This window comes from Acinetobacter sp. ACNIH1 (assembly GCF_002934695.1).
Lineage (GTDB): Bacteria > Pseudomonadota > Gammaproteobacteria > Pseudomonadales > Moraxellaceae > Acinetobacter > Acinetobacter variabilis.
The window spans coordinates 386451-411002 of the sequence record NZ_CP026420.1 but is presented as its reverse complement, the minus strand read 5'-3'; the positions used below and the strand labels follow the sequence as shown (position 1 = coordinate 411002).

Genomic DNA, 24552 nt, shown 5'->3' with positions numbered 1-24552 from the left:
TTAAGTCGTTTTATGAGATTAATATATAAGCGTTTATTAACTTAAGCAAAGTCTGTTGAGGATTAGTTTCTTATTCAAACTCTACGTAAAAATTCGCAATATATTCATATTGAGTAAAATACTAAAATTAATTAAGTTATTGATTTAAATTATTTTTATAAATCTTAGTATATTCTTAGCTTTATTAAATTTACTTCAGTTTTTCTTCCCTTGAATTATTGCTTTTTATTCAAAAAATTAAGAAAATCTAAATTTAATTAAACTATTCATTATCAGCTAAATCAACTTCTTATTAATCAGAATTTCTAGCTTTAGATAGTGAAAATTTATTACCTAAATATTTTTATAAAAGCTTGATCTCAAACTAAATTTCCTATGCTACTATCAGCCATATATGAATAATATTTATACAAATCCATAATAGCCAGAAGATAAATAGAGAGGGCTTATGAAAGGTTCCATCCTGGATTTTTCTATTCAAGATAATACGGGTTTTATCACAGGGGATGATCACAACCGCTACAGTTTTAGCGGTGCAGACTGGCGTGGACAACGCCCTCCATCACGCGGTGACCGGGTTGATTTTATTGTTAACTCAACCGGTCAGGCAGCAGATATTTATCTGGCTTTGGGCAGCTCGATTCATCTGGGAGAAAGCATTAGCAATCAGATTAACAAATATTCCAATCTGGATCAGGCTGAAGAGAATTATAGCAGTATCGACTGGTTTGTAAAATGTCTAACCAATTATGCAAATTTTTCTGGTCGTGCACGCCGTAAAGAATTTTGGTTCTTTATGCTGTTTTGTGTAATTTTAGGCATTATTAGTGAAGTCATTGATGCAGTTTTAGGGACCAAACCTTTGGTGAATGGCCTGCTAAATTTAGCTCTTTTACTCCCAAGTCTGGCTGTAGGGGCGCGTCGTTTGCATGACATTGGACGCTCTGGATGGTGGCAATTGCTTGTGCTTACAGGGATAGGAATAATTTTACTCATCATCTGGTGGGCAAGTGATACCAAAAAAGAAAATAATGAATATGGCGCTCCTGCCAAGTAATGGAACATTACATATCCCGTCTTGATACGGGATATGTTTATAGATTATTTAATTTAATATCAAAGCAATACGTGGGCAATTCATGCTGCAAGATCAGTTATCCAAACTTCCCAATGCAATATGGGTGCAAATTTATAAAGATAAAATGCAACTGATGGACAATGAGGGCACGATTGTGCAAACAATGGTCCCTTCCGTTCCCTATGCTCATGAACGCAGCATCATTGCCGACTTTAAGGCTGCCTCAGAAACCCTAAAACAGCTGGTATCTACTTCAATTGTTCAAAAACTTTGGGGCTCTACAACGCTGCTGCAAGTTATGGATATGCCTGAAGAGGGTCTGACAGCTCTTGAACAGCGTGCCTTGCTAGAGTTAGGTTATGAAAATAGTGCACAAAAGGTGATTCTGTATGATCCTGAAGGTCAGGAAATTACGAAAGCAAGCTTGAGCACCACGTATCCTAAAACCAATCTAAAAATCTTTCTGGTTATCTTAATTGTCGTCATTGCTGCTTCTATCTGGTTTTTAACACTTTAAATGCCCATGTAAAATTAAAAAATCCCGCATCAAGCGGGATTTTTTAATTGAAGTTCAATGACATCATAAATTTTTATGAATAATCCATTTTAAAAACTTCTGGTTAGATTGGATTATATTTAATGATGTCATCCAGCTGTAAAGTTGCACTGTCTACATTCTGCAATATCAGCAAATCAGCGCGCGCAAAGGTGGTATCGGTATCGGAACCATCACGATCGATCGTCACGACTGTATCATCTCCACGTTGTTCGAGCGTGATATAGTTCCCCAGATTTGATGCATCTACTGCCTGATCACTTAATAATGCAGAGACATCGATGGTATCACCTTCAACTGCATTGAAGTCAGTCCAGGTATCTGTACCATTGCCGCCTGTTGCATCAGCATTATTCAGTAAATAATAGATCGCTGTGTCTGCTCCTGCACCACCCGTCAGGATGTCATCACCTGCGCCACCCTGTAACAGGTTATCTGCTGGATCATCAGCATAGTTAAGAATCTGGTTTACGCGATCAATATTAATCACCAGACTTGCTGAAGCACTTTCCTGATCGGCCTGTCCCGCATTACGCGTTACTGTATATTCAAATACCTCACTGAGTAATGGGCTCTGTCCTACTGAACTATTGTATTCATAACTGAAATTACCATTTTCATAGAGTTTGAGCTCACCATACGTCCCTTCGATAAGGGTAAAGTTATCTCCCTCATCACTTAAATCGAAAGTTACTGGCTGCCCATTAATCTCAGTTAATACGCCACCCGCCCAATTTTCCGCTTGTGTGCCGTCGGCTGAAGTTTCCTGAATATTGCCTGTTGCACGGTAGATTTCTCTATTAACTTCGTAGACTTCAGCAGTGGTTCCACCAAATAGCATTAATGGATTACTTAAGGCTTCTTGAGCGATCAGGTCTATCAAGCCATCAACAGCAGATAAAACATCACCCAGCCCTAAAGTACTCAGCAATGTATTTAATGATCCTAGTAAGGTATTTAAACCAGTCGTCAGGCCAGTATCTTCAAGCACGGTATCTAGCAAAATATCGCTAACTAATGGTTCTACCAGGTTATCGAATAATGCCTGGCCTGCACCGTCTACCCCTTCTAAAATTCCATTTAGAAGCGCATCTAATGCTGTACCCAGTCCTAAGGTAGTTAATAGGAATCCTAATGCCCCGCCTCCATTTCCTGCAAGTAAACTCCCTACGGAAGTATTGTATACATCACCTAATATTGGGCGAACTAGTATGTTATCCAGAGCCAATGACAAAACTGAATCAACTGCTGTGGTTAAAGTATTTATAATTGGTACAGAAGAACCTGTAGTTAAATCCGATAACTCACGAAGTGTCAATTGCTCCAGAATTCCACGAGGATCAGCATTTTGGCCAGTCAAGGTAGCTTCCAGTAGACCTAATACGGTATCTGACACCAGATTGTTAACCGTGTTATCCCCTAAACTTGCTAGATCTATAGTGGTCAGGATATCTGCTAATTATGAAGAATCACCATATACAGAGACTTCATAGGTTCCAGCAGGCAAGTCATTAATATCTAGCTTCAATCCTTGAGTATCTGCCACTTCACCCAGTAGCTCCAGTCCCAATGCACCAGCAATCAAGCCGCCTTGACTGGTATTTGCTGAAGCGACCTCAAATTCTTCGCCAGTGGTTGTATTACGTACCACGAAAGTAAAGGCATTCGCCAAGCCAACCAGATTTTCTTGCTGTACAGCGATCACTACACTAGAAGTATTTTTCTCAATCGTAAAACCGACTACGGCAACTTCCGAAGTGCCATTGAGCACGTCGATACCACTACTATCACTATATGTTGCCACTACAGTCGCATCTTGTGATCCTTCCAAAATTGCGGACACATTATCATCGGTAAGATTCAGTAAACGTTCTGAATTATTTACAACTCCGTTGGGTAGATCCACTGTGCTAAAGCTTGCAGCATCGTTCCCTGCCAAGTCCTGAATCGCATTCTCATCATTCCCAGCAGTTGGATCGGTATATTCCACACTGACAGTCTGACCTGCTGCAATCACCGGACTGGTAATTAGCGTTAAGGTATTTCCATCGGCAACAATATTAATCACATCGACCGTAGTTTGATCTGGTGCGGTACCCACTGTAACGACCAGACTATCTAAAGGAGGTAAATTATCTGCATCTAAAGTTTCGTTAAAACTGAGTTCGATGTTACCATCAGCATTCACTTCGACAGCTAAAAGTACGGGCCCACTAATATCCGGATTCTGCACTCCCCCCACATCATCTGAATCCAGATCTTCTAATACATTCCCTTCTGAATCCTTAATTCCCTGATTATCGTCAGGTGTACTATCCTGATATTCAACCGTAACTTCTTGTCCGTCCCGGATCTCTGGTTCCGTAATCAGGATAATCTTATCATCTTGTACAATAATATCGGTGACGGGAATTTCTTCTCCATCCACCACCACTGTGAAATCTTCAGCGCGTGGATTTGAACCATTTATATTTTCATCGAAACTCAGTTCAAGCTGGCCTTCTTCATTTACAATGACGCCGGTTAACTTCGGCGGACTCATATCCCGATTATCCGAACTACTTCCTGAGGATGAGCCTCCACCTGCCGCTGCCGCAATAGCTCCTAGAGCCAGTGCCCCACCCAGCCAAGGTAAAACACCCGCACCTACGGTTCCACTCTCAGCCAGATCTCCTGTAAGCGGGTGATATTGAATCGTATCGAGCATTACCCCATTTTCATCGGTAAATTCCGCCCAGTACAATTGGCCTTCATGCTCAAAAACGATTCGATTATCATTCACTACATAATCAAAATAATTTTCGATCGTAATAGTTTCACCATTTTTAAAATGGATAACAGCCAAATTACCTTGACGCGTAATTTTTGCCACTTCATCAATCGTGGCATTTACCTTAATCACTGATTTTTAGGTTAAATTCAAAATATTAGTATTAATATCCTGAATTAATTCTCCATTTTCTGCCGACAATATCTGTATATTCGCCATATTATTCCCATCCTTTTTTATAATTTATTTATTGCTTAATTAAACGTGAAATACATAGCATCAAAATCAAGGGATGAGAATCTGAAAAATGTTATCTTTAACTTGTTACCAAATATTGAAAACATAGTGAAATAAATAAATTAAAAACTTATTATAAAATTAAGCTGTTGAATTTTAATATTTTAGCTAGATTTAATAAATAGATATTAAAATATGGCAAATATGTTTTTGTGAATTATAATTAAACTATGACATTCATCACATAAAATAAATTATTATATTTATGTAAGCCTAAAAAATATTAGAACAAAAGTATACAAATAATTAATCAAGTTAACGCAATAAAACAGATTTCTATTCAAAAAATAAAGTTAAAAATTATTGTTAATAATGAATATAAAAAATGCTCCTAAACATAGAAGCATTTTATTTTTAATGAAAATAAAAAATTATTTTAAATAGTTTAATAAATGACTAAAGTTCTCAATCGTATACTTGGGCTGTGCCTGCTGTAATTCAATTTCTGAACCATAGCCGTATTTGACTGCAATCGACTCAATCCCATTATGGCGGGCACCAAAAATATCATGCTCACGGTCACCCACCATAATGCATTGATCAGCCTGTATGCCTTGTTGTTCCAGGATATACTGAATCAATTCCCCTTTATTGGTCCGGTCGCCATTCAGCTCACTGCCATAAATCTCAGTAAAATACTGGGCCAGATTAAAATGTTCCAAAATCTGTTTGGCATAAACGGTTGGTTTTGCTGTTGCGAGAAACAGGCGATAACCACGGCGTTTAAGTTCCGCCAGAGTTTCAGCTACGCCTTCAAAGACGTGATTTTCATATAGACCAGTCACTGCGAAACGCTCACGATATGCCATTAGTGCCTGTTCAGCCAGAGTATCATCCGCATCTACATTCAGAATTTTGGCTAACGAAGCTTTTAGAGGAGGCCCAATAATCCAGTCAATATTCGTGTCTTCACTGATCGGATGACCCACCTTTTCCAGACCGTAGCGGGCAGAAGTCGTAATCCCCACTTTTGGGTCAGTTAATGTACCATCCAAATCAATTAAAATATTCTGAATCACACCTTGTCCCCTATGTTTGCAGCCGACATCAATTCATATCGTGAGTATAGCCAGATTTCTCTACCCTAAAGCAATTATTAGGCCATAAAAATAAGCCAATAACGCCCATTTTCAGGGTAGTCAACTCTATATTTTGATCAGATAAACATACGAAATTTTGCCTGACAGACAGTTCTTGCAAGTGATATAAATTAATATCGAGAGTTTGAATAAATTTGCCTATACTAAGGCAATTTTAGTGAATGAAGGACATCATTTTGCGACCTACCGTACTTTGCTTTTCAGGTTTAGATCCTTCAGGTGGAGCAGGCCTTCAAGCAGATATTGAAGCCATCGGTCAAAGTGGTGCTCATGCTGCAATTGCCTGTACAGCCCTGACCATCCAGAACTCGCAACAGGTCTTTGGTTTTGAAGCAACTTCAAAGGAATTACTGCTGGCTCAGGCCAATGCCGTGGTAAAGGATCTACCGATCCGCTGTGTTAAATCAGGCATGCTGGGTACTACTGAAAATATTGAGGCGCTGGCAGAATTTCTAACAGCGCATGCAGATTATCAGTATGTACTGGATCCGGTGCTGGTAGCCAACAGTGGTGGCTCACTCGGCAATCAGGCCACACTGGTCAAAGCGTTTAAACAACTGATTCCACTAGCCACGATTTTAACTCCGAATACAGTTGAGTTGCGTGCCCTAACAGGTGAACAGGATTTAGATCAAGCCACGCAGAAACTGTTTGAAATGGGTGCTCACGCGATTCTGGTTAAAGGCGGCCATGAAGATACTCCCGACTATATCCAGAACCGTCTATATATTCAGGGTGAATTGATCAACGAAACCCGTTGCCCGCGTCTGGAGGGTGAATATCACGGCTCAGGCTGTTCACTGGCGAGTTTCATTGCCGGACGTCTAGCCTTGGGTGACCAGTTGAAAACAGCCGTACAACATGCAGAAACCTGGTTATTTGGTGTATTAAAAAATGCGGAAATTCCGGTACCGAATGGTCAGCGGATTCCAAAACGCTTCTAATCTTCCCTAAATAAAAAAGCCTGAACGATTCAGGCTTTTTTATGGTGATTTTTTTCAAGAATGGACAAATAGACATGATGATCTTGTTACAATGAAATTTAAAACTTGCGCCTTAACCTGCCAGTTTCACAGGACGCAGTTTTTCAGTTTTCTCCTGAACAGGAACAGAAATATGTTGATAATGCAATTGCCACTGATCTTGCTGTTTGCTCAAGACCATGCTGAAGCGGCACCATTGTAAAGGAAAATATCGTTCCATCGCCGCATAGGCAATCCGGACATACCCATACACGAAAGCCATGTCATTATTGACCTGAATGGTGACCTCCTGCCGTTCAACGCGCATACCATTGTTGCGTATATATGGGCGGTACTGTTGCCATGCAGCCTGATAAGCCTCAATCCCTTTCAGCTCGGAGCTAATATCAATCAGACAGACATCTGGTCGGCAAAGTTGACGAATTTCGCTGAATTCAAGTGAACAAATAGCTTGATCCCATTTTTGTAAAAATGTCCTGACTTCCTGAGCCAGACATTCTTCCCCTATTATTTTCATTGAATACCTCTCTATAAGGTTTTATTCAGACTTGAAAACCGAGATTTCAAGCATCTCATCATTTTTCAGTCTTTCTTGTTTTTCATTATTTTTAATTATGTGGATGGGTTCTGGTTTTACCCATCCCCCATAGATTAGGTCAAAAGTGTGACCTAATACCTAAAATTACACCATTTTTTAATCATAGGCAAAATTTTCTGATCAACTGCAATCATCAGGTGAATTTTGACTGATTATTTAAATTTTTATGCTCTAGTTTTATTTATCGTTCTTTATATTTCAAAATTGCTTTGATACTTCTCAATTTTTTATTAAATTCTTATACATTCAAGATAAAGAGAGGAACTAGGAAAACTTCATTTCCTAGTCCTCACTTCAATCTAAAAAATTCAAATAATAGCTTTAGTGTAAGTTTCTTTGTCCATTTCCAGAATTTCAACACAGAGCTGAATCTTTAGCCCTGGCTGCGAGACAATGTGCTGCTGCATGACCTGAAGTACCAGCTTGGAAATTGCTTGACGAATGTCCAGACTACGACCAGTCAGGAGAGAAACTTTAGCATGCACATAAGCCTGATCTGTCTTCTGCTCTAGTCCAATCACAAAATCTTGCTGTACAATCGCCCGGCTTTTTAAATCATTCGGGTCATTAATATAACCGGCGTTAAATAAGGCCTGATGAATTGCCAACATTAAAGGTTGGGTTTCGAGCTGCTGAATATTATCTGAATATTCAAAATGAAGATGAGGCATAAAGCATAGATCCAGGCATGATATAGTGATCAGAAGAGATTGATCTTCGAGTTTGAGGAAGAAGCATAAACCTTCAAACCCGAAGACCGAAAGCACTCATTCGTATAAGAACGTATTAGGCTTTTTTCACATATTCAGATTTGAGCTTCATGGCGCCAATGCCATCAATTTTACAGTCAATATCATGTCCATCAGTTGCATCGGGTAATAGACGAATATTTTTGACCTTAGTCCCGACTTTAACCACTGAAGAAGACCCTTTAATTTTAAGATCCTTAATCAGCGTAACTGTGTCGCCATCAGCCAGCAGATTGCCATGCGCATCCTTGATGACCACGGGTTCCTCAGTTGCTTCCCCTTCTTTCCACTCATATCCACATTCTGGGCAGATTAACAAGTCACCATCTTCATAGGTATATTCAGACTGGCATTTTGGGCATTGTGGTAGAGCCATAGCAACCTCGACAAAATAAAAAAATAAAAGAAAAAACAAAAAATTAAAGCTGAATTATAGCATCTTTGGATAGGTTCATGCTCAAGCTTTAAAAGGATCTCCCGCTCAACTTAATTAACTGAACTTAACCATCCAAAATATGTGGATTGACCAGCCAGGACAAAAGCTGCAATGACTCTTGCCAGCTTAAGTAGCATGCAGATGGCGGTACTAGATCCGGATAACCCACCTGAATAATATGCAGGCTGGTGCCTACAGACACTTTTTCAAAGATGAGCGTGACTTCAATTTCACCTTTGACTTCAGGTGTAGAAAAGCAATCGGTATAGCGCAGTAGCTGGTTGGGAATAACTTCATGATAGGTGCCATGTAAATGATGCTGGGTACCGGTAGCAAAATTGGTCAGGGTGATTTTATAGCTGCCTCCCGGTTTGACTTCGGCATGCTCAACTCTGGCAGTGAAGCCATGCGGTGCCAGCCATTTTGCAATAGCATCTGGATGAATAAAGGCCCGGTACACCCGTTCCGGTGGCGCACTGAATACGCGATGCATTTTTAGGGTATAACTCATTTCAGCCTACCTTTTTTTCTTGTTCTTACTGAAAGATTATTTTTATTTATTATTCGGACGGATCATCCTGATTTCGTCGGCCTCAGTATTTAAATAACTGCCCAACATACTGTACGGCCTAAATATAATTGTTATCTATCCATTTTATAGGATGTATAACAAAAAACTACAGTTGACCCGACCAATACCGCAGGCGATAAAAAACCCGGCTTAACCGGGCTTGAATAAGGAAATTTTGATTAGCTGCTACGCAGTTTGCTTTCGCCCTCTTCCGGGTCGACTTCATCATCATAGACATAGGCCATACAGCCCCAGCCGTCATATTCACCCTGAAATTCAGCGGCAATTCTGGTAAACCATTGTTCCAGATCGACAATATTTTCATAGGTAGGCTGCATATAGACATGAATAGTAATTGTCCATTCCAGCGTATCGCTCTCCTCATCCTGATATAGGCTTATCTTTTGTTCTTCTTTAAGCAAGTTCAATGCACAGCGGTCAGCCTGTTCTTCACTATTAAAGGCTATCGAGAATTCAATTTCATGGTCGTCCTGCAGATCATCACCATCCTGATACATTTGCCACAGTACATGACCATTTTCATCGTCAGGGAATTTGTCATAATCGCGTGCCATAGAGATACCCTTATTATGATGTTTTATTATTCGATTCAGCTTAACTTATTTTATTTGAATTATCGAGTACAGAATATGAAAAAAAATTAACTTTCTCTAAATAACCAACTGAATTTTATCAATATAAATTTAATAATTTGAGAAAAAAAGCTGCATTTTCATCTAATTTAAAATACCTACATATCAATCTGCAGATTAAAAAATTTCATCGGTTGATTTGTCTTTTTTAATTGGAGTTAGGAAGCGATTACTGCAGATGGCTCAGACACTTGATTCTGTCGAAGCTCGAGTAAAATGGCGGCGAATTTAAGCTCTTCCAGACGTAAGTTCAGATAAGACTCCTGAATCATGGCTTGGCTCAAGCTTTGTCCTTTATAGTTCATCAGGCGATAATCATCTTTTAAGGATTGCAGCATTTCTCCCAGATTATGAGTATTTAACTGGGACAAATAGAATTCTGCCCTGCTATTAAATGCCAGACTCAAAATCTCGATGGTGCTCTTGCGACGGTCTTCATCAACATAGTTACAGCTAGCCATCTGCTGCTGTTCTTTGGCCTGCTCAATCTGTGTTCTGATAGTCAGTAAATGCCGAGCTGCATCAGTATCATTGTAGCCACTAATGAGCTGATCCAGAAGCTGCGTGACCGGCACATCAAAACCATGTTGATAGCCCTTGATCTTCTGCTCGAGAGCCTCAACTACTTCTTGCAGTCGCTGCTGTTCTTTGGCCTGCTGATAATAAGCCTGTAAAGCTTTTCGGGCCTGCTGCTCAATATCAGCTTCGGCCTGAGCCTGTAAACTCTGTAAATATGCTTTGACCTGAGCGATATAGGCTTTGAGATCATCCAGCATGATGGAAGCATCAAGCTTGGTTACTTCTACGAAATTTTCAGCCTGCAAACTGCGGTTAATAATGTACTGCTCGATGTCACAGATATCCTGATATTTTTTATATTTATTCAGTTCAGTTCTGGCGCTCCCCAACTGCATCCGTAGCTGGGTCATTTCATAATTTAATTCATCAACTTGTGTTTCATAATCAGCTAATTTACTGCGTGAATGATCCAGATTTTCCTGTAGAGACCGAATATTGTTTCTTGATAATTTCAGGCTATTGAATACCCCTAGTAATACAATGATTAAAACACTTGCGAGAACAAAGAGCGCGCCACTTAGCATCATCCTGTCCCTTACCCCTTGCACCATATATAGGCACTAAAAAATTAAAAATTTATGATGTTTTAAAGTTATTCTGCATAATTTAATGATGAGAATCAAAGATAAAAATTGACCATAAATATTTAATATATTTGATCTTTTAAATGATCTTTCACCTATAAAACCTTAATATTTTTATGCCTATCAATTTACTTAACATGAATCTGTTGGTGATAAGCGATTAGAGTGGTTTTTATTTTTATATCAAAAGTTATAAGATCGAATTTCGGATAGGCTGAAAATCTTGAGAAAAACCTAATAAAAATAGACAGATCAAACAGTTAAACTAAAGATAAAGTGATAAATCCCCCTTAAATGATTCCTGCAATGTTTTCTGGTACACATTTTTTATTTCAAAAATTCATTACTTGATAAGACATGATTCAGAACATAATTTTTCTAGAAAACTGTTTAAATTCAACTCCATAATTTTCCGATGATTGAAATAAATTCTAACATTTCTGTTGCAGCTTACTGAAATTCAAATATTTATCAGAATCTATATTCATTTTTTGAATGGTTAAGTCTCACTAAAATGGCGCAGGTGCAAGAATCTCAACTTTATGACCACTCAAGGGTTGAGTAAAAGTCAGTTCACTGGCATGCAAGGCCATGCGATTAAGAGCACTACGCGTTGGTTCCGGATGATAAATTTTATCGCCCGTAATCGGATGACCGATATGCAGCATGTGGACTCTGAGCTGATGTGAACGTCCGGTAATTGGCGTCAGTAATACCCGGCTGATGTCTTGCTCAGGCAGATATTCCAGCCGTTGATAGAGTGTTTTGGCAGCTTTACCCAGTTCAAAATGTACCATTTGCCGTGGGCGATTTTCCCAGTCAGTAATTAAAGGCACATCGACACTGCCCTCGGTCTGAATCTCTCCCTGTACCAGCGCAATATAGTGCTTGCTGACTGTACGTGCCTGGAACATTTTACTGACCGCCACTTCGGCTTCGCGATGTTTGGCAAACATCAGTATTCCGGACGTCGCCATATCCAGACGATGGGTAATTTTGGCATTCGGATAACGCTCTAGTACCCGTAGATAAGCACTGTCATGATGCTCAGGCAAACGTCCCGGAACAGACAACAAACCAGCCGGCTTCTCAATGACGACTAGATCATCATCTTCATACAGAATATGCAATGGGTCTTGAGGCGGCGCGTAGACAAAGTTGTCGTTAATAGGCATGTGCTGTAAGCATTCAGGAGAAAACGCGCAAAATAACAATGTCAGGGAATACTGTCAATCCAGCCCTGTTATAGAATCAATGCCCGACTAAGCTTTGGACGCTGCACTGATGGGAGATACTGAATGACCTGACTGATACTGGGTTTTCAGGCTGTCGAGATCTTCATTTAAGAATGTCATAAGATATTGCTGAACCTGTGACATAGTCAGACTGCGAAATGACACATAGTCTTTGTTTTTCAGGCTAAACAGTCCCAGAATTTTATGCTGAGCTTCGACTTCAATATCACTTTCCAGCCTGAACTCAAGCTGACCTGAGGGCGCCAGTTCATTTAGCGTGATCTGGATCGACTGTTCAGTATCGGAATCTGTTACGGTAAAAGTGGTAATGGCGGCTTGCATCTGTAATTGTAAAATCCGTAACTGTTGCCAATTGATGGACTTAAAAGTAGAGAGAATTTCTTCTGCCGATAAGCTGCCTAGCTGCTCTGCTTCGTCTTCTTCCTGATGCGGATAACTGATTTCTAATTCATATTTTTTCATGAGACGTGCCCCTTTCTTATATGTAAAATTATCATAGCATTCTGTTTTATTTTTCAAGGATATAATTTGTGAGCAAATATTAAACATATTATATTTTAAATTATTTATATCAAATACTTATAAACAACCGGTGACATTAGAATAGTATTTAAATAAAGGATAATTGAAAGCAATAGGCTACAAATAAAATAGATTAGATATGTGATTTTAATAGTATTTGATTGAATCTCAAATGAATTTAAAGCTATTTGAGGAAGAAGATAAGTGACTGGGTAAGGAAAGTATTAAGCAGTTTGGAGGAGAAGATTTATTATTAGAAGAGAAAATTTTGAGGGTGTTGGGAAAACATCTTGATGGTTTACTTCAACTATCACTCTTTGTAAGAAATGATCTTATAGCCTATAAACTTTTGGTCTATAGCGTCCTAAGCCGAATCGAGACCTTTTGGGTTCGTACTGCACTCGCGTTTTGCGCCACTCACAGCATGCTACTCTTTTCGATCCCATCACACCCTTGAGATATATAGTAGCCAAGCTGCGGTAAAATTAATTTCCTAAGATTTTTTAATTTTCCCAGTTTTTGAAAATATTTTTCTTAGAATATATTTATAGAAGAATTTTTTATCTTTTAGCTCAAAATAAAGATCTTTTATTGCGGAAAGAGCAGAATTACTGGAATTTATCTTCACTTAAAACTTCATTCTGCTCTAAATTTTTCAAACCGCTAAGTTCAGTTTTCCAGCCATTTAATCAGCCAGATAATAATCCACTGTAGAAACCACACGAACTTTCTTTAGATAAGGCGTATTGCTGTCACGGTCTTCAATGCTAAACAGACCTTGATTGGCTGTCTTGATTTTCCCGAGACGGCTTTGAGAATCTGCTGCAAACTTTTCTGCCACACTGCGGGCATTTTGTGTGGCCTCTTCAATCATCGCCGGTTTGATGTCATTCAGTTTGGTAAAAATATATTCCGTTCTTTGCCCGGAATCATCACCACCAAAAGCAATACCTTTTTTACCGAGAGCGACCAGACGGGTTTGCGCTGCACGGACTGCATCAATATTGTGGGTATAAACCGTAATGGTCTGATGCGCGGTATAACGTAGCGCGACATTGGCATCACCGCCGTATTGCTGGGCGTATTTATCTGTAGTGACTGGAGAACCTGTGGTAATTTCTTCTGCCTTAAAACCTTCGCCTTTTAAGAACGCCTGAATTTGTTGGGTTTGCAGCTCCATGGTGTCATACAGTTCTGTCAGATCCTGACTACCGCCACTAAAACGGATGGGCCAGACTGCGACATCGGCTTTCACTTCACGTTCCGACAGCCCTTTTACGGAAACAATCCGTTCATATTGTTTAATCTTGACCGCACTATTGCCCAGAATGAATCCGGCAATAATCATTCCCAAGCCGATCAATGCACCTAAAATTAAGGCAGGTTTAAACTGATTCATTGAGCCGAACTCCTTTTCTATATTATTTATTCTGTTTCGAGTATTTTAAGCGTTTAAACTGCTCTGTGTAATGCTAATGCGACTATCAATTTTATTTATTCTTGAAACCTGAGAAAGTTTTGTCTCCTAACTTTTCCCAATTAAATATATGGCTATCAGCGGAACCAGATTGAATAGGAGTATTCCGATTTTATAGAGGGCCATGCCGCCATAATGAACGGCATCAAAAGTCGAATCTGAAAGCTAAAACCATCGACTATGCAATCGTTGTACCCAGTCTCGTAAAAAGACAATGAGCAAGAACCAGAGCATTAAAATGCTGTAATTCAAAGCCAATGTATAAAGTAAAAACCGACACCAGAAATCGAGGTCCATAGTGATTCCCTGCCTGTAGAGCCATCTATCATTAAGTTAACAGATTGATCAAATCTTCAGGAACTACTGATTTGTATCTGTGATCTAAAGGGAAATGGTTTAAATATTTTGAGCTAAAAGTTTCAGTTTTGACTTCCAGCGATCACTTTTTAGCGTACAAACAGATGACGGGTATGATGATTGATATAGGCATTTAAGCCATCACCATACTGGGCCAGCTGTTTCATATTTTCCACATGCTGATAGCCCGCACTGCTATAGCTATACGTATACACTTTCGAGGTTTTCTTGAATTGAACCCGAATGAACTCATTGCCAATCTCATAATTGGCCACACCCGAGTCATGATTGAGATCAAGATAATGTTGCAATTGAGCAGCCCTAAAAAATGATAAATCTATAATTTTATATGAGGTCAAACTGACCGATTTTCAAACAAAATAAATAGTAAAACCCACTGTATAGCGGGTTTTAAATGATGCCCAATATGTCTATAAATCTCATTCTGTACAGCACTTATGACAGCCCTCTACTTTTTCCCTCGGCCAATTCATTCTTGCCCGTTTATAAGCCAGATCATAATTAGCAAAATATCCAATCAGAATCTGGTTATCAAATTCTGGCAGGTCTTCACAGCCTCGTGTTGCGTTATGAATATAGTGCACGCCTTGAGCAGACTCTTGTTCATCTACAATAAATTTAATCATTTACAGTTCCCCTAATATTGTTTTTATAAAGTTCAACCACAAATAAAACCATACAGAAATTATGTCTTTTGCAATTCCATAATAAAATTATGTCTTTATTGAATAAAAATCAAGCAATTTCATAAACAAGATAAGGACCTTTCTTTAAGCAAATATTTCATTAAGAATGAGTGATAAATATTTATTTATCTGACTTTTATAAGGCGGAATTTTCTAGCTTGTTTTTCTTTTTTAGACGTATCCAGCGAATTGCCATTATGGCTAGCATTACAACCAGCAAGGTAGCTAGCACTGGCAAAAGCAATGACAGGATGGATAACAGAATAGCCCCGATCCACTCTCCGGTTGAGAGTACGGGATTCGCAACACCGCCCGTGGTGGCAGTTGATAGTCCGCGTGCTGCAACACTGCTCATTTGCACAGCCCCAGCTGTTCCGCCACCGACAATAATCGCTGCGGCCCAAGCTGCAAACTGAGACATTTTTCCACTGCTGGCAGCCATCGTTATCAAGGTTCCGGCCAGCATGGCTGCAGGCGTTGCAATCGTATCGATGGCATTGTCCACCCAGGGAATATAATACGCAGCGATTTCACAGAGGGTCGCGATGGCTAAAGCCAGACAAACTGCCGGCATGGCCAGCCATTCAAAACCGGTCATCGGTTCAAACCAGCCCATCAATGCAGCAATACTCATCACCATTAAAGGCACAAAAACACGGAAACCACAGGCTGCACTCAAGCCGATACCGATACATAAACCGAGGATTGTTTCCATGCTGCTTATCCTTGAGATTTAAGCCATTTTTATGATGTAAATTATACGCTAACAAAAAAGCCCTATCGGGTGATAGGGCTTTTATTTAAAACAGGATCTTCTGTTTTGAATATCGTGTGCTTAGGCAACCTTATCGTTATATTGGGTGCCGAGGCATTTGGTACACGGTGGTAGTCGGTCTGTACCAATTTCTAAGAAGACGCGATGTCCGCATTGAATACAAAAATAGAAACCTGTTCCCGGTTTTGAGCCAGCTGTAACCATCTTTGTTCTCCGTTGTTTTAGAAAATGGTCTAAGCAGTATAACTCTATTGTGATGAATGTCTATTGTCCATTTTTGTAAATGATGATGGCATTTGGGCGAAGACTAGAAAACTAGCTATTAGTCACTAAGTCAGTTCTAATAATCAGCATTGATATAATTACATAACCTCTCATTCTCATTTTGTAGCCAATGCTCGAAATTATCTGGATCTTGAGAAACTTCAAGCATATTCTTCAACGAAGATCTATCCATTATCAAATCCAATCCGCTTTGACAAAACTTCCACCCTGCTACCAAGTTTTCTTCGATATACCTATCAAGCTCGTCAAAAATCTTTACAATTTCAATAAACTTATCTTCATTTAAAGGAATTGAGGTAAAGTAGACGCTATTTTTATAATCAGACATTGTTGCAGGAACTGCTCCATATCCCTCTAAATGGAAATGAAATGATTGACTCTTTTTTTCAAATCCACCATGAGCAAAAGTGTTACGATATTTTTCTTTTATTTGAATTAGATTGTCATAAATCTTTTTGGATAAACCTTTGCATCCTAACACTTCAATATATTTTTCAGACCAAAATTGACCAATGATTTTTTTAATTTCATATTTTGAATGGCTTTGTTGCATAAAGATTTTGTAAGCTTCTGATTTAAATAGGTTTGTATGAATTTCAACCTAAAAATTAAATGAACAAAATCAGTTGGTTATGTATTTATACAACAAAGCCTGAACGTACATAAAATTTCACAAATAAAAAACCTACATTTATGTAGGTTTTTTATATATTAAAATCAAATAAGACCAATTGAAATCATCAAGCCACATTCCCTTCCAAGAAATCCTGCGCAAAACGTTGTAATACCCCACCCGCTTCATACACAGAAACCTCTTCTTCCGTATCCAAACGACAAGTTACTGGCACTTCAATGGTCTGTTTTTTGCCATCTTCAGTCGCACGCTCAATCACCAGAGTCAAAGTCGAACGTGGCGCAATATTACCAATTACGCTATACAGTTCAGTACCATCCAGCTTCAAAGTTTTACGATCTGTACCCGGCTTAAACTCAAGCGGAAGAACACCCATACCGACCAAGTTTGTCCGGTGAATACGCTCAAAACCTTCAGCAACAATCGCTTCTACACCTGCCAGACGCACACCTTTCGCAGCCCAGTCACGGCTTGAACCCTGACCATAATCTTTACCAGCAACAATGATGAGCGGTTGCTTACGGTTCATGTAGGTTTCAATCGCTTCCCACATACGCATCACTTCACCTTCCGGCTCTACACGCGCTTTAGAACCTTGCTTAATGGTGCCGTCAGAACGTACCACCATCTCGTTATACAGCTTCGGATTTGCCAAAGTTGCACGCTGTGCAGTCAGGTGATCGCCACGGTGCGTGGCATAAGAGTTGAAATCTTCTTCAGGTAAGCCCATTTTCGCCAGATATTGACCCGCTGCTGAATCCAACACAATCGCGTTTGATGGAGATAAATGATCGGTAGTGATGTTATCGCTAAGGATTGCTAAAGGACGCATATTCGCAAGGGTACGTGGTGCAGCCAAAGCTCCTTCCCAATATGGCGGACGGCGGATATAGGTACTTTGCGGACGCCAGTCATACAGCGGACTTGCAGCTTTCTCATGCTCACCTAGATCAAACATCGGAATATAAACTTTCTTGAACTGTTCTGGCTTCACGGACTCTTTCACCAAAGCATCAATTTCTTCATCCGATGGCCAGATGTCTTTCAGGTAAATCGGATTGCCATCTTTGTCTGTGCCTAGTGCATCTTTCTCGATATCAAAACGGATCGTACCGGCAATCGCATACGCGACCACTAAGGGTGGAGATGCCAAGAAGGCTTGCTTCGCATAAGGATGGATACGGCCATCAAAGTTACGGTTACCCGACAAGACTGCTGTCGCATACAAGTCACGGTCAATAATTTCCTGCTGAATTTTCGGATCAAGCGCACCCGACATGCCGTTACAGGTGGTACATGCATACGCCACGATACCAAAGCCTAGTTTTTCCAGATCCTTCAGTACACCTGCCTCTTCCAAGTACAATGCAGCCGCTTTAGAACCCGGAGCAAAAGAAGATTTCACCCAAGGTTTACGCATCAGGCCAAGCTCATTGGCCTTACGTGCCAACAAACCTGCTGCCACGGTATTACGCGGGTTAGACGTATTGGTACACGAGGTAATCGCCGCGATGATGATTGCACCATCTGGCATTAAGCCATCAGTACGGTTTTCTACCACACCTGCAATGCCTTTTTCTTTCAGGTCAGATGTTGATACACGTGCATGCGGATTCGATGGACCCGCTATGTTACGAGTCACGGTAGACAAGTCAAAACGCAATACACGTGGATATTCTGCCTGAGTCATTTCTGATGACCACAGACCAATTTCCTTGGCATAAGTTTCAACCAGTTTCACCTGTTCAGATTCACGACCAGTCAGCGTCAGATAATCAATCGTATTTTGATCGATATAGAACATAGCAGCAGTTGCGCCATATTCCGGTGTCATATTGGAAATCGTGGCACGGTCACCGACTGACATGCTGTCTGCGCCTTCACCGAAGAATTCCAGATAAGCACCAACCACACGTTCTTTACGCAGGAATTCAGTTAAAGCCAGTACGATATCGGTTGCGGTAATGCCCGGCTGACGTTGTCCTACCAGTTCGACACCGATAATGTCCGGCAGACGCATCCACGATGCACGGCCCAGCATCACATTTTCAGCCTCTAAGCCACCAACACCGACTGAAATCACGCCCAGTGCATCGGTATGTGGGGTATGAGAGTCTGTGCCGACACAAGTATCTGGGAATGCCACGCCATCACGGTTCTGAATCACCGGTGACATTTTTTCCAGATTGATCTGGTGCATGATGCCATTACCAGCAGGAATCACATCAACATTTTCAAACGCAGTTTTGGTCCATTCAATAAAATGGAAACGGTCTTCATTACGGCGGTCTTCTACTGCACGGTTTTTCTCAAATGCATCTGGGTCAAAGCCGCCATATTCTACTGCCAGCGAGTGATCGACAATCAGCTGGGTCGGCACCACTGGATTGACTTTAGACGGATCACCGCCCTGATCGGCAATCGCATCACGCAGACCGGCAAGATCGACCAGTGCTGTTTGCCCTAAGATGTCATGACAAACTACACGCGCCGGATACCAAGGAAAATCATGTTCCTGTTTACGCTCAATCAACTGGCGTAAAGACTGTTCTAAAATCGCAGGGTCGCAACGGCGTACCAGCTGCTCGGCCAGCACTTTAGATGTATAAGGAAGTTTGGCATATGCGCCTGGCTGAATATCTTCTACGGCTTGACGCACGTCATAATATTCCAACTGGGTACCTTGCAGCGGTTTCCGGTAGTTATTGTTCATAGCTTGCCTGCCCTCTTTCATTACTCTTTTTATTCATCAAAATATCTTGGTGACTTGTTTTTTAATAAAGGCATTGTACGCTGTCGAAAGTCCATTTCCCAAATCTTATGATTTTCAAAATCTTAAATACTAAAAATGGCATTTTTACCGAAATTTATAACTCATACTTTAGAATTTTGACTCTAAATTGCATTTTTTCTGAAAAATAGGCCTAAATCTGTCTCATTCTTTAGTATGAGATGTTGATAACAGCATAAAAGATAATCAATTTATTGGAATGAGTTTAAGGATAAATTTCATATGAAATCAAAGCTTAGAATCTTTCAATTTTAGAAATAGCTCATTTAATAAAAAGCTGAATCTATGTTTTCTATTTCAGTGTTAAGCGTAGCTCTTAACCAGAAATAGTAAATTTCATTGCAGATATTGCTCGATGAGCTTAAGCGAAAAAATCATTTTTCAGGTTAAGACATACCCCGAAATAAGTTACATTTTCAATTCCATATATTTTTTAAGACTTTCTTACAATTTTAGAAATACGTTAAATATTTATAGGACAATGATTTATAAACATGAGCTTATAAAACGCATCCCTATCTAGAATACTTTACACACGTCATTTTAGCTTACCGTTTGTCGCCCTCCCCCTAATTTGGTGATAACAGTCTGTATCTCAACTTTGTAAATCTACCCTCGAATTACTTCACAACAACACTCATCACAAAAGCACATAAGGGTGATTACAATGATACAACTCGCCATTATCGGTATCGTTGCTGCAGTAATCGCTGTACTGGCAGCAAGCTGGAATGGAGGTAAAAATCCTTCCAATCCTAAACCGCCAACTCCCAACAACCCTAACCCACCAACCACTACCAATAATCCCAACAACCCACAACCTACTCCAACAACACCCGATATATTGATTAGCAATCCGCCACTATTGCAAAAAAATTCCAAAGGCACCCATGAACTGATTGTCGCTTATAAAACCGGCAAGATTTACAATCCGAGAAATAGTACCTGGGATCAACTGTTCGTCAGAGGTTATCTCACTAATGCCAGTTTGTTTAACAAGAAAAAAGCTGGAGAGTCTGTTGAAGACCTTTTAGTTGGTCCGCAAATCCGGGTCAAACAAGGTGAAACCCTGAAAATTAACCTAAATAACCAGCTTCCACCTGAACAGAAAGCCACCTGCCCAGACAAAGTGGATAATGTGAACGATCCACATTGCTTTAATACTACTAACTTGCATACCCATGGCTTCTGGGTAAGCCCTCAAGGCAACAGCGATAATGTTTTCCTGAAATTTAAACCTCAGGAAAAATTTGACTATCAGTACAAAATGGAGCCGAATCATCCGGCAGGAACCTACTGGTATCATGCCCATCTGCATGGCTCAACGGCTATTCAGGTATCGAGCGGTATGGCAGGCCCATTAATTGTAGAAGGCTCAAGAACGCCAAAAGTAAAAAATGGCAAAGTTACTGAAACAGGCGATATGGACATTTTATGGAAAGAAAAAAATAGCTATCCAAATGAAAAAATCCTGTTGTTCCAGCAAATTCAATATCGATGCTCTAACCCTGACCCGGATGTAAAATTCGATATTCCTAACAATTGCGAAGGTAAAGGCTTAGGATTACTGGAAGATTATACAGATATCGCTAATCCTAGCTCTTGGGCCGGCCAGAACTTTTATACGTCTATCAATGGTAAAGTTTTAGGAGAGATTAAAGTTGAACAGAATGCATTTAATCGCTGGCGCATGATTCATGGTGGTGTACGCGACACCATTGGTTTGATTATTAAAGAACTGCCAAACTCCAGTAAATTTAGCGCCGCAGACACCCTTAAAGCCTGTCTGGCATATCAGGAAGCAGATCCAAAAGAGTTTAATGAGAGTTTAAAAAGCTTACCTGTTTATACGATTGCTCAAGATGGTTTGACCATGACTCAGGTACAGCGCAGAACACTGTCTGTGTTCCAGCCTGGTTATCGTCATGATGCAATGGTCACCTTCCCAACCACCAACAAATACTGCATTTATGACTCCAAATTAAATATTGAGGATGAAGTGAATGCACCGATCCCAACGGGTCAAATTACTCCTCAACTAGCTCCGAACCATCCTTTCAATGCTCAACTACTGGGATGGGTCAATGTACAGGCAAGCAAAACAAAAGCGCAGACTCCTGCCCAGTTCCTGCAAGAGCGTGCAAAAAAAATTGGTTTAAGCAAAGAGATTCAGACTCAGTTATCCAAGCTTGATCTTACTGCCTTTACTGATCATCCATCATTGATGACTCCAGCAATTGACAAGCTGGTTGCCTCCAGACCGAAACAGTACAGTAAATTTGAGCTGGCTTTCGCAAATGGTCTTAAATTTGGCTTCCGCCATAAAGAAGATGGTGACTTGCTCAGTTTTGGAGATGCATTTGATGGCGAAGGATCAGTCGGTCGGACTCATGCCAAAGACCCGGATCGTGAATATGTGCGTCAATTACAAATTGGACAGACGGATGAATGGGAACTGACGACCGAAGCTTTTGGTGGCCATCCTTTCCATATTCATGTCAATCCATTCCAGATTGTTAAAATCTTAAAAACTGTCACTGGCCCTAATGGCGAATCCAAAGAAGTTGATGTGAGTGAATTAGCGCCTGACGATAATGATACAGATGATGTGCAATATCGTGGCATGAAAGGACAATTCAAGGATACCCTGTTTATCAAGGCGAATTATAAATTTATTCTTCGAAGTCATTACAAGAAATTTGAAGGCGATTTTGTACAGCACTGTCATATCCTCGATCATGAAGATCAGGGCATGATGGAAACGGTACGGGTCTGTGGAGGAAAATTCCCTTGTGATTCACCTCTGCCAACCTCATCTCATCATCACTAAGTAGACACTCTTTAAAAGGCCAACGATCCCGATTGTTGGCTTTTTTGTTTGCCTCTATTAAATGCTTGCTGCACAATAGCTTGATTGATTTTGAGTATTCAAACTGAGGCTGATCATGGCAACATCTCCTGCTTTTACCTTATTTACGCTGAATGGAGTAGATGCGCAAAAATTCCTTCAGGGTCAAGTTACTTTAAATGTCGAAATTCTGGCTGAAAACCTGACCCGCTATACAGCGATCTGTAGCTTGAAAGGACGTATCCAGTTCGGTATCTGGTTGAAAAAAATTAATCCGGAAAGCTTTGAAATTGTCAGCCCTGAAGATCAGGCAGAAGAACTGGCCAGCCATATTAAAAAGTTTGGCGCTTTTTCAAAAATGAAACTGGAACAGGTTGGCCCGGTTTATCCAGTTATCAATGATATCCAGACTGATTTTTTTGAAACTGAAACGGATATTATCCTTTGGCAACAGCAAGCCATTGCCTCAGGTCAGGCCTGGATTCAGGCAGCTACTGCGACCCTGTTCCAGCCACAGGAATTGCGTCTGCATCAACGTGAAGGCATTCACTATGACAAAGGTTGTTATCTGGGTCAGGAAGTGATTGCACGTTTATGGTTTAAAGCTAAGCCAAAACACTGGTTGCATTTGATTCAAGGTACAGGTGAAGCACCTGCTGTTGCGACCAAGCTGCACAATGACATCGAAGTGGTCAATAGTATTGGTACAGATCAGGGTTATCAGGCTTTAGTGGTTGCCAAACCTGAAGCATTGGCTGAGCTGGATGTACAAGTTCTTGAATTGCCTGAAGCTTTAAGTGGTGATGTGGCACGTCCACAATAACTAACTTTTCTCTTGATGCAAAAGCCAGAATTCAATTCTGGCTTTTTTATTTTTATTAGGCTAAACAATTAAATAGACAAAGATTGACTAAATAAAACACACCTTAAACCGAGCACGCTTTTATTGATTCATCTCCTCTATGATTCTCAAATAATTTGTAATTAGTCACATATTCAGTATTTACAAACCCTGAAATCGTCTTATGATGTAGATGAAAACGACAAAAATCGCACCATGGAATTAGGTGTTAGAAAAATTAAGGTTATCGGAACAATGAAAAAATTAGTACTTGCTGCAATTCTTGCTGTGTCCAGCCAATTTGCCCTCGCAACCACTTCAAATGCCCCAGTTGATCCTCAATTTGCCAAAATTGAAGAGATGGTGAATGCTAAGAATTTCAAGGGTGCCTACGATGCTTTAAGCAAATTGGCCAGCCAGGGAAATGCACAAGCCATATATAACTTAGGCTATTTAACGCAAACTGGCCAAGGCACGGCCAAGGATGAAAAAAAGGCCATCCAACTATATGAACAGGCTGCCAGCAAAGGTTATCCGGTGGCCAACTATGTACTGGGCAAGAATTATACTGGTGGTACTTTAGGTCTTAAGCAGGATTTGGGCAAAGCCAAGCAATACCTAGAACGCGCATCGGCAGCCAATTTTGATGAAGCGACGGTAGATCTGGCTATACTTTTATTTGCTGAAGGAACAACAGCTTCTGACCAGCAGGCTTTGAAAAAATTACAGCCTCTTATTAGCAAGGGTAATATGCCGGCCATTCATGCCAAAGCCTTATATGACATCAGCAACGGCTTTAAAACCAAGAATGAAAAGCCGATCCAGCAAGGCTTGAGCAGTATTCAGGATCTGGCGAAAAAAGGCTATATCCCTGCCCTGATGGCGATTGGCAATATGTTTGCCAACGGTAGTATTGTTCCGCAAAACCTACCTGAAGCGAAAAAGATCTTTGCAGCCCTAGCACAGGAAAATATTCCTAAGGCCAGAGAATCTCTAGCAGCAGTGGATAAAATGATTGCCGAGCAGAAAAAAGCACCTGCCAAAAAAAGTTAATCAAATTTTATCAAAATAAAAAAGCTCCTGTTGGAGCTTTTTTATGGGCTAT

At 40.2% G+C, this 24552-nt stretch carries 24 protein-coding genes and 1 pseudogene; 6 read left to right on the top strand and 19 right to left on the bottom strand.

Features of this window, described 5'->3' with window-relative positions; translation table 11 throughout:
* Window positions 1–448 precede the first annotated feature (448 nt).
* On the top strand, window positions 449–1057 hold the full coding sequence (locus C3F22_RS02110) for a DUF805 domain-containing protein (RefSeq protein WP_034170083.1): 609 nt from the start codon (window positions 449–451) through the stop codon (window positions 1055–1057).
* 82 nt (window positions 1058–1139) lie between these two features.
* Complete coding sequence (locus C3F22_RS02105; protein WP_104425808.1) at window positions 1140–1595, top strand: hypothetical protein; 456 nt, start codon at window positions 1140–1142, stop codon at window positions 1593–1595.
* 103 nt (window positions 1596–1698) lie between these two features.
* Here C3F22_RS02105 and C3F22_RS02100 read toward each other — a convergent pair whose 3' ends face one another.
* From C3F22_RS02100 to C3F22_RS02090, 3 genes are all read right to left on the bottom strand, one after another.
* A complete protein-coding gene (locus C3F22_RS02100; protein WP_104425807.1) occupies window positions 1699–3030 on the bottom strand; it encodes a type I secretion C-terminal target domain-containing protein in 1332 nt (443 codons plus the stop codon).
* A gap of 63 nt (window positions 3031–3093) precedes the next feature.
* On the bottom strand, window positions 3094–4536 hold the full coding sequence (locus C3F22_RS02095; protein WP_104425806.1) for a SwmB domain-containing protein: 1443 nt from the start codon (window positions 4534–4536) through the stop codon (window positions 3094–3096).
* Window positions 4537–5072: 536 nt separating this feature from the next.
* Window positions 5073–5720, bottom strand: a complete 648-nt coding sequence (locus C3F22_RS02090; protein ID WP_104425805.1) for an HAD family hydrolase — start codon at window positions 5718–5720, stop codon at window positions 5073–5075.
* Window positions 5721–5977: 257 nt separating this feature from the next.
* Here C3F22_RS02090 and C3F22_RS02085 point away from each other — a divergent pair, with 257 nt between their 5' ends.
* Window positions 5978–6745 carry a hydroxymethylpyrimidine/phosphomethylpyrimidine kinase gene (locus C3F22_RS02085; protein ID WP_104426976.1) on the top strand — a complete coding sequence of 256 codons (768 nt, stop codon included), beginning with the start codon at window positions 5978–5980 and terminating at the stop codon, window positions 6743–6745.
* Between the two features lie 112 nt (window positions 6746–6857).
* Here the strand turns inward: C3F22_RS02085 and C3F22_RS02080 are convergent, their stop codons facing one another.
* The 16 genes and pseudogenes from C3F22_RS02080 to acnD all read right to left on the bottom strand — a co-directional run bounded on the left by C3F22_RS02080 (window position 6858) and on the right by acnD (window position 19680).
* Complete coding sequence (locus tag C3F22_RS02080) at window positions 6858–7301, bottom strand: YybH family protein (RefSeq protein ID WP_104425804.1); 444 nt, start codon at window positions 7299–7301, stop codon at window positions 6858–6860.
* 389 nt (window positions 7302–7690) lie between these two features.
* On the bottom strand, window positions 7691–8053 hold the full coding sequence (locus C3F22_RS02075) for a 5-carboxymethyl-2-hydroxymuconate Delta-isomerase (protein WP_005237097.1): 363 nt from the start codon (window positions 8051–8053) through the stop codon (window positions 7691–7693).
* A 115-nt stretch (window positions 8054–8168) separates the two neighbouring features.
* Window positions 8169–8507, bottom strand: coding sequence for a zinc ribbon domain-containing protein YjdM (locus tag C3F22_RS02070; protein ID WP_005237099.1), 339 nt, complete (start codon window positions 8505–8507; stop codon window positions 8169–8171).
* A 124-nt stretch (window positions 8508–8631) separates the two neighbouring features.
* Window positions 8632–9078 (bottom strand): SRPBCC domain-containing protein, encoded by a 447-nt coding sequence (locus C3F22_RS02065; protein ID WP_005237101.1) that lies wholly within the window; start codon window positions 9076–9078, stop codon window positions 8632–8634.
* Between the two features lie 239 nt (window positions 9079–9317).
* Window positions 9318–9713: a ribonuclease E inhibitor RraB gene (locus tag C3F22_RS02060; protein ID WP_005237106.1), complete on the bottom strand. Its 396-nt coding sequence runs from the start codon at window positions 9711–9713 to the stop codon at window positions 9318–9320.
* 236 nt (window positions 9714–9949) lie between these two features.
* Window positions 9950–10894, bottom strand: a complete 945-nt coding sequence (locus C3F22_RS02055; RefSeq protein WP_034581229.1) for a DUF4041 domain-containing protein — start codon at window positions 10892–10894, stop codon at window positions 9950–9952.
* A 569-nt stretch (window positions 10895–11463) separates the two neighbouring features.
* Window positions 11464–12129, bottom strand: a complete 666-nt coding sequence (locus tag C3F22_RS02050) for a pseudouridine synthase (RefSeq protein ID WP_005237110.1) — start codon at window positions 12127–12129, stop codon at window positions 11464–11466.
* A gap of 87 nt (window positions 12130–12216) precedes the next feature.
* Window positions 12217–12672: a hypothetical protein gene (locus C3F22_RS02045; RefSeq protein ID WP_005237111.1), complete on the bottom strand. Its 456-nt coding sequence runs from the start codon at window positions 12670–12672 to the stop codon at window positions 12217–12219.
* Window positions 12673–13417: 745 nt separating this feature from the next.
* Window positions 13418–14131: an SIMPL domain-containing protein gene (locus C3F22_RS02040; RefSeq protein ID WP_005237113.1), complete on the bottom strand. Its 714-nt coding sequence runs from the start codon at window positions 14129–14131 to the stop codon at window positions 13418–13420.
* Window positions 14132–14257: 126 nt separating this feature from the next.
* A pseudogene (locus C3F22_RS18465) lies at window positions 14258–14506 on the bottom strand (DUF6868 family protein).
* Between the two features lie 149 nt (window positions 14507–14655).
* Window positions 14656–14877 (bottom strand): hypothetical protein, encoded by a 222-nt coding sequence (locus C3F22_RS02030; RefSeq protein WP_004785142.1) that lies wholly within the window; start codon window positions 14875–14877, stop codon window positions 14656–14658.
* A gap of 129 nt (window positions 14878–15006) precedes the next feature.
* Window positions 15007–15213, bottom strand: a complete 207-nt coding sequence (locus C3F22_RS02025; protein WP_005237115.1) for a hypothetical protein — start codon at window positions 15211–15213, stop codon at window positions 15007–15009.
* A gap of 196 nt (window positions 15214–15409) precedes the next feature.
* Window positions 15410–15988: a DUF4126 domain-containing protein gene (locus C3F22_RS02020; protein ID WP_005237117.1), complete on the bottom strand. Its 579-nt coding sequence runs from the start codon at window positions 15986–15988 to the stop codon at window positions 15410–15412.
* 120 nt (window positions 15989–16108) lie between these two features.
* Window positions 16109–16252 (bottom strand): zinc ribbon-containing protein, encoded by a 144-nt coding sequence (locus C3F22_RS02015; protein ID WP_175968102.1) that lies wholly within the window; start codon window positions 16250–16252, stop codon window positions 16109–16111.
* Between the two features lie 136 nt (window positions 16253–16388).
* Window positions 16389–16886 carry a hypothetical protein gene (locus C3F22_RS02010; protein WP_005237119.1) on the bottom strand — a complete coding sequence of 166 codons (498 nt, stop codon included), beginning with the start codon at window positions 16884–16886 and terminating at the stop codon, window positions 16389–16391.
* Between the two features lie 187 nt (window positions 16887–17073).
* Window positions 17074–19680 carry a Fe/S-dependent 2-methylisocitrate dehydratase AcnD gene (gene acnD, locus C3F22_RS02005; protein WP_005237122.1) on the bottom strand — a complete coding sequence of 869 codons (2607 nt, stop codon included), beginning with the start codon at window positions 19678–19680 and terminating at the stop codon, window positions 17074–17076.
* Window positions 19681–20425: 745 nt separating this feature from the next.
* Here acnD and C3F22_RS02000 point away from each other — a divergent pair.
* The 3 genes from C3F22_RS02000 to C3F22_RS01990 all read left to right on the top strand — a co-directional run bounded on the left by C3F22_RS02000 (window position 20426) and on the right by C3F22_RS01990 (window position 24500).
* Window positions 20426–22588 (top strand): multicopper oxidase family protein, encoded by a 2163-nt coding sequence (locus C3F22_RS02000; RefSeq protein ID WP_104425803.1) that lies wholly within the window; start codon window positions 20426–20428, stop codon window positions 22586–22588.
* Between the two features lie 115 nt (window positions 22589–22703).
* Entirely contained in the window at window positions 22704–23429 is a 726-nt protein-coding gene (locus C3F22_RS01995) for a YgfZ/GcvT domain-containing protein (protein WP_104425802.1), read from the top strand.
* A 273-nt stretch (window positions 23430–23702) separates the two neighbouring features.
* Window positions 23703–24500 (top strand): tetratricopeptide repeat protein, encoded by a 798-nt coding sequence (locus C3F22_RS01990; RefSeq protein WP_034171121.1) that lies wholly within the window; start codon window positions 23703–23705, stop codon window positions 24498–24500.
* Window positions 24501–24552 lie beyond the last annotated feature (52 nt).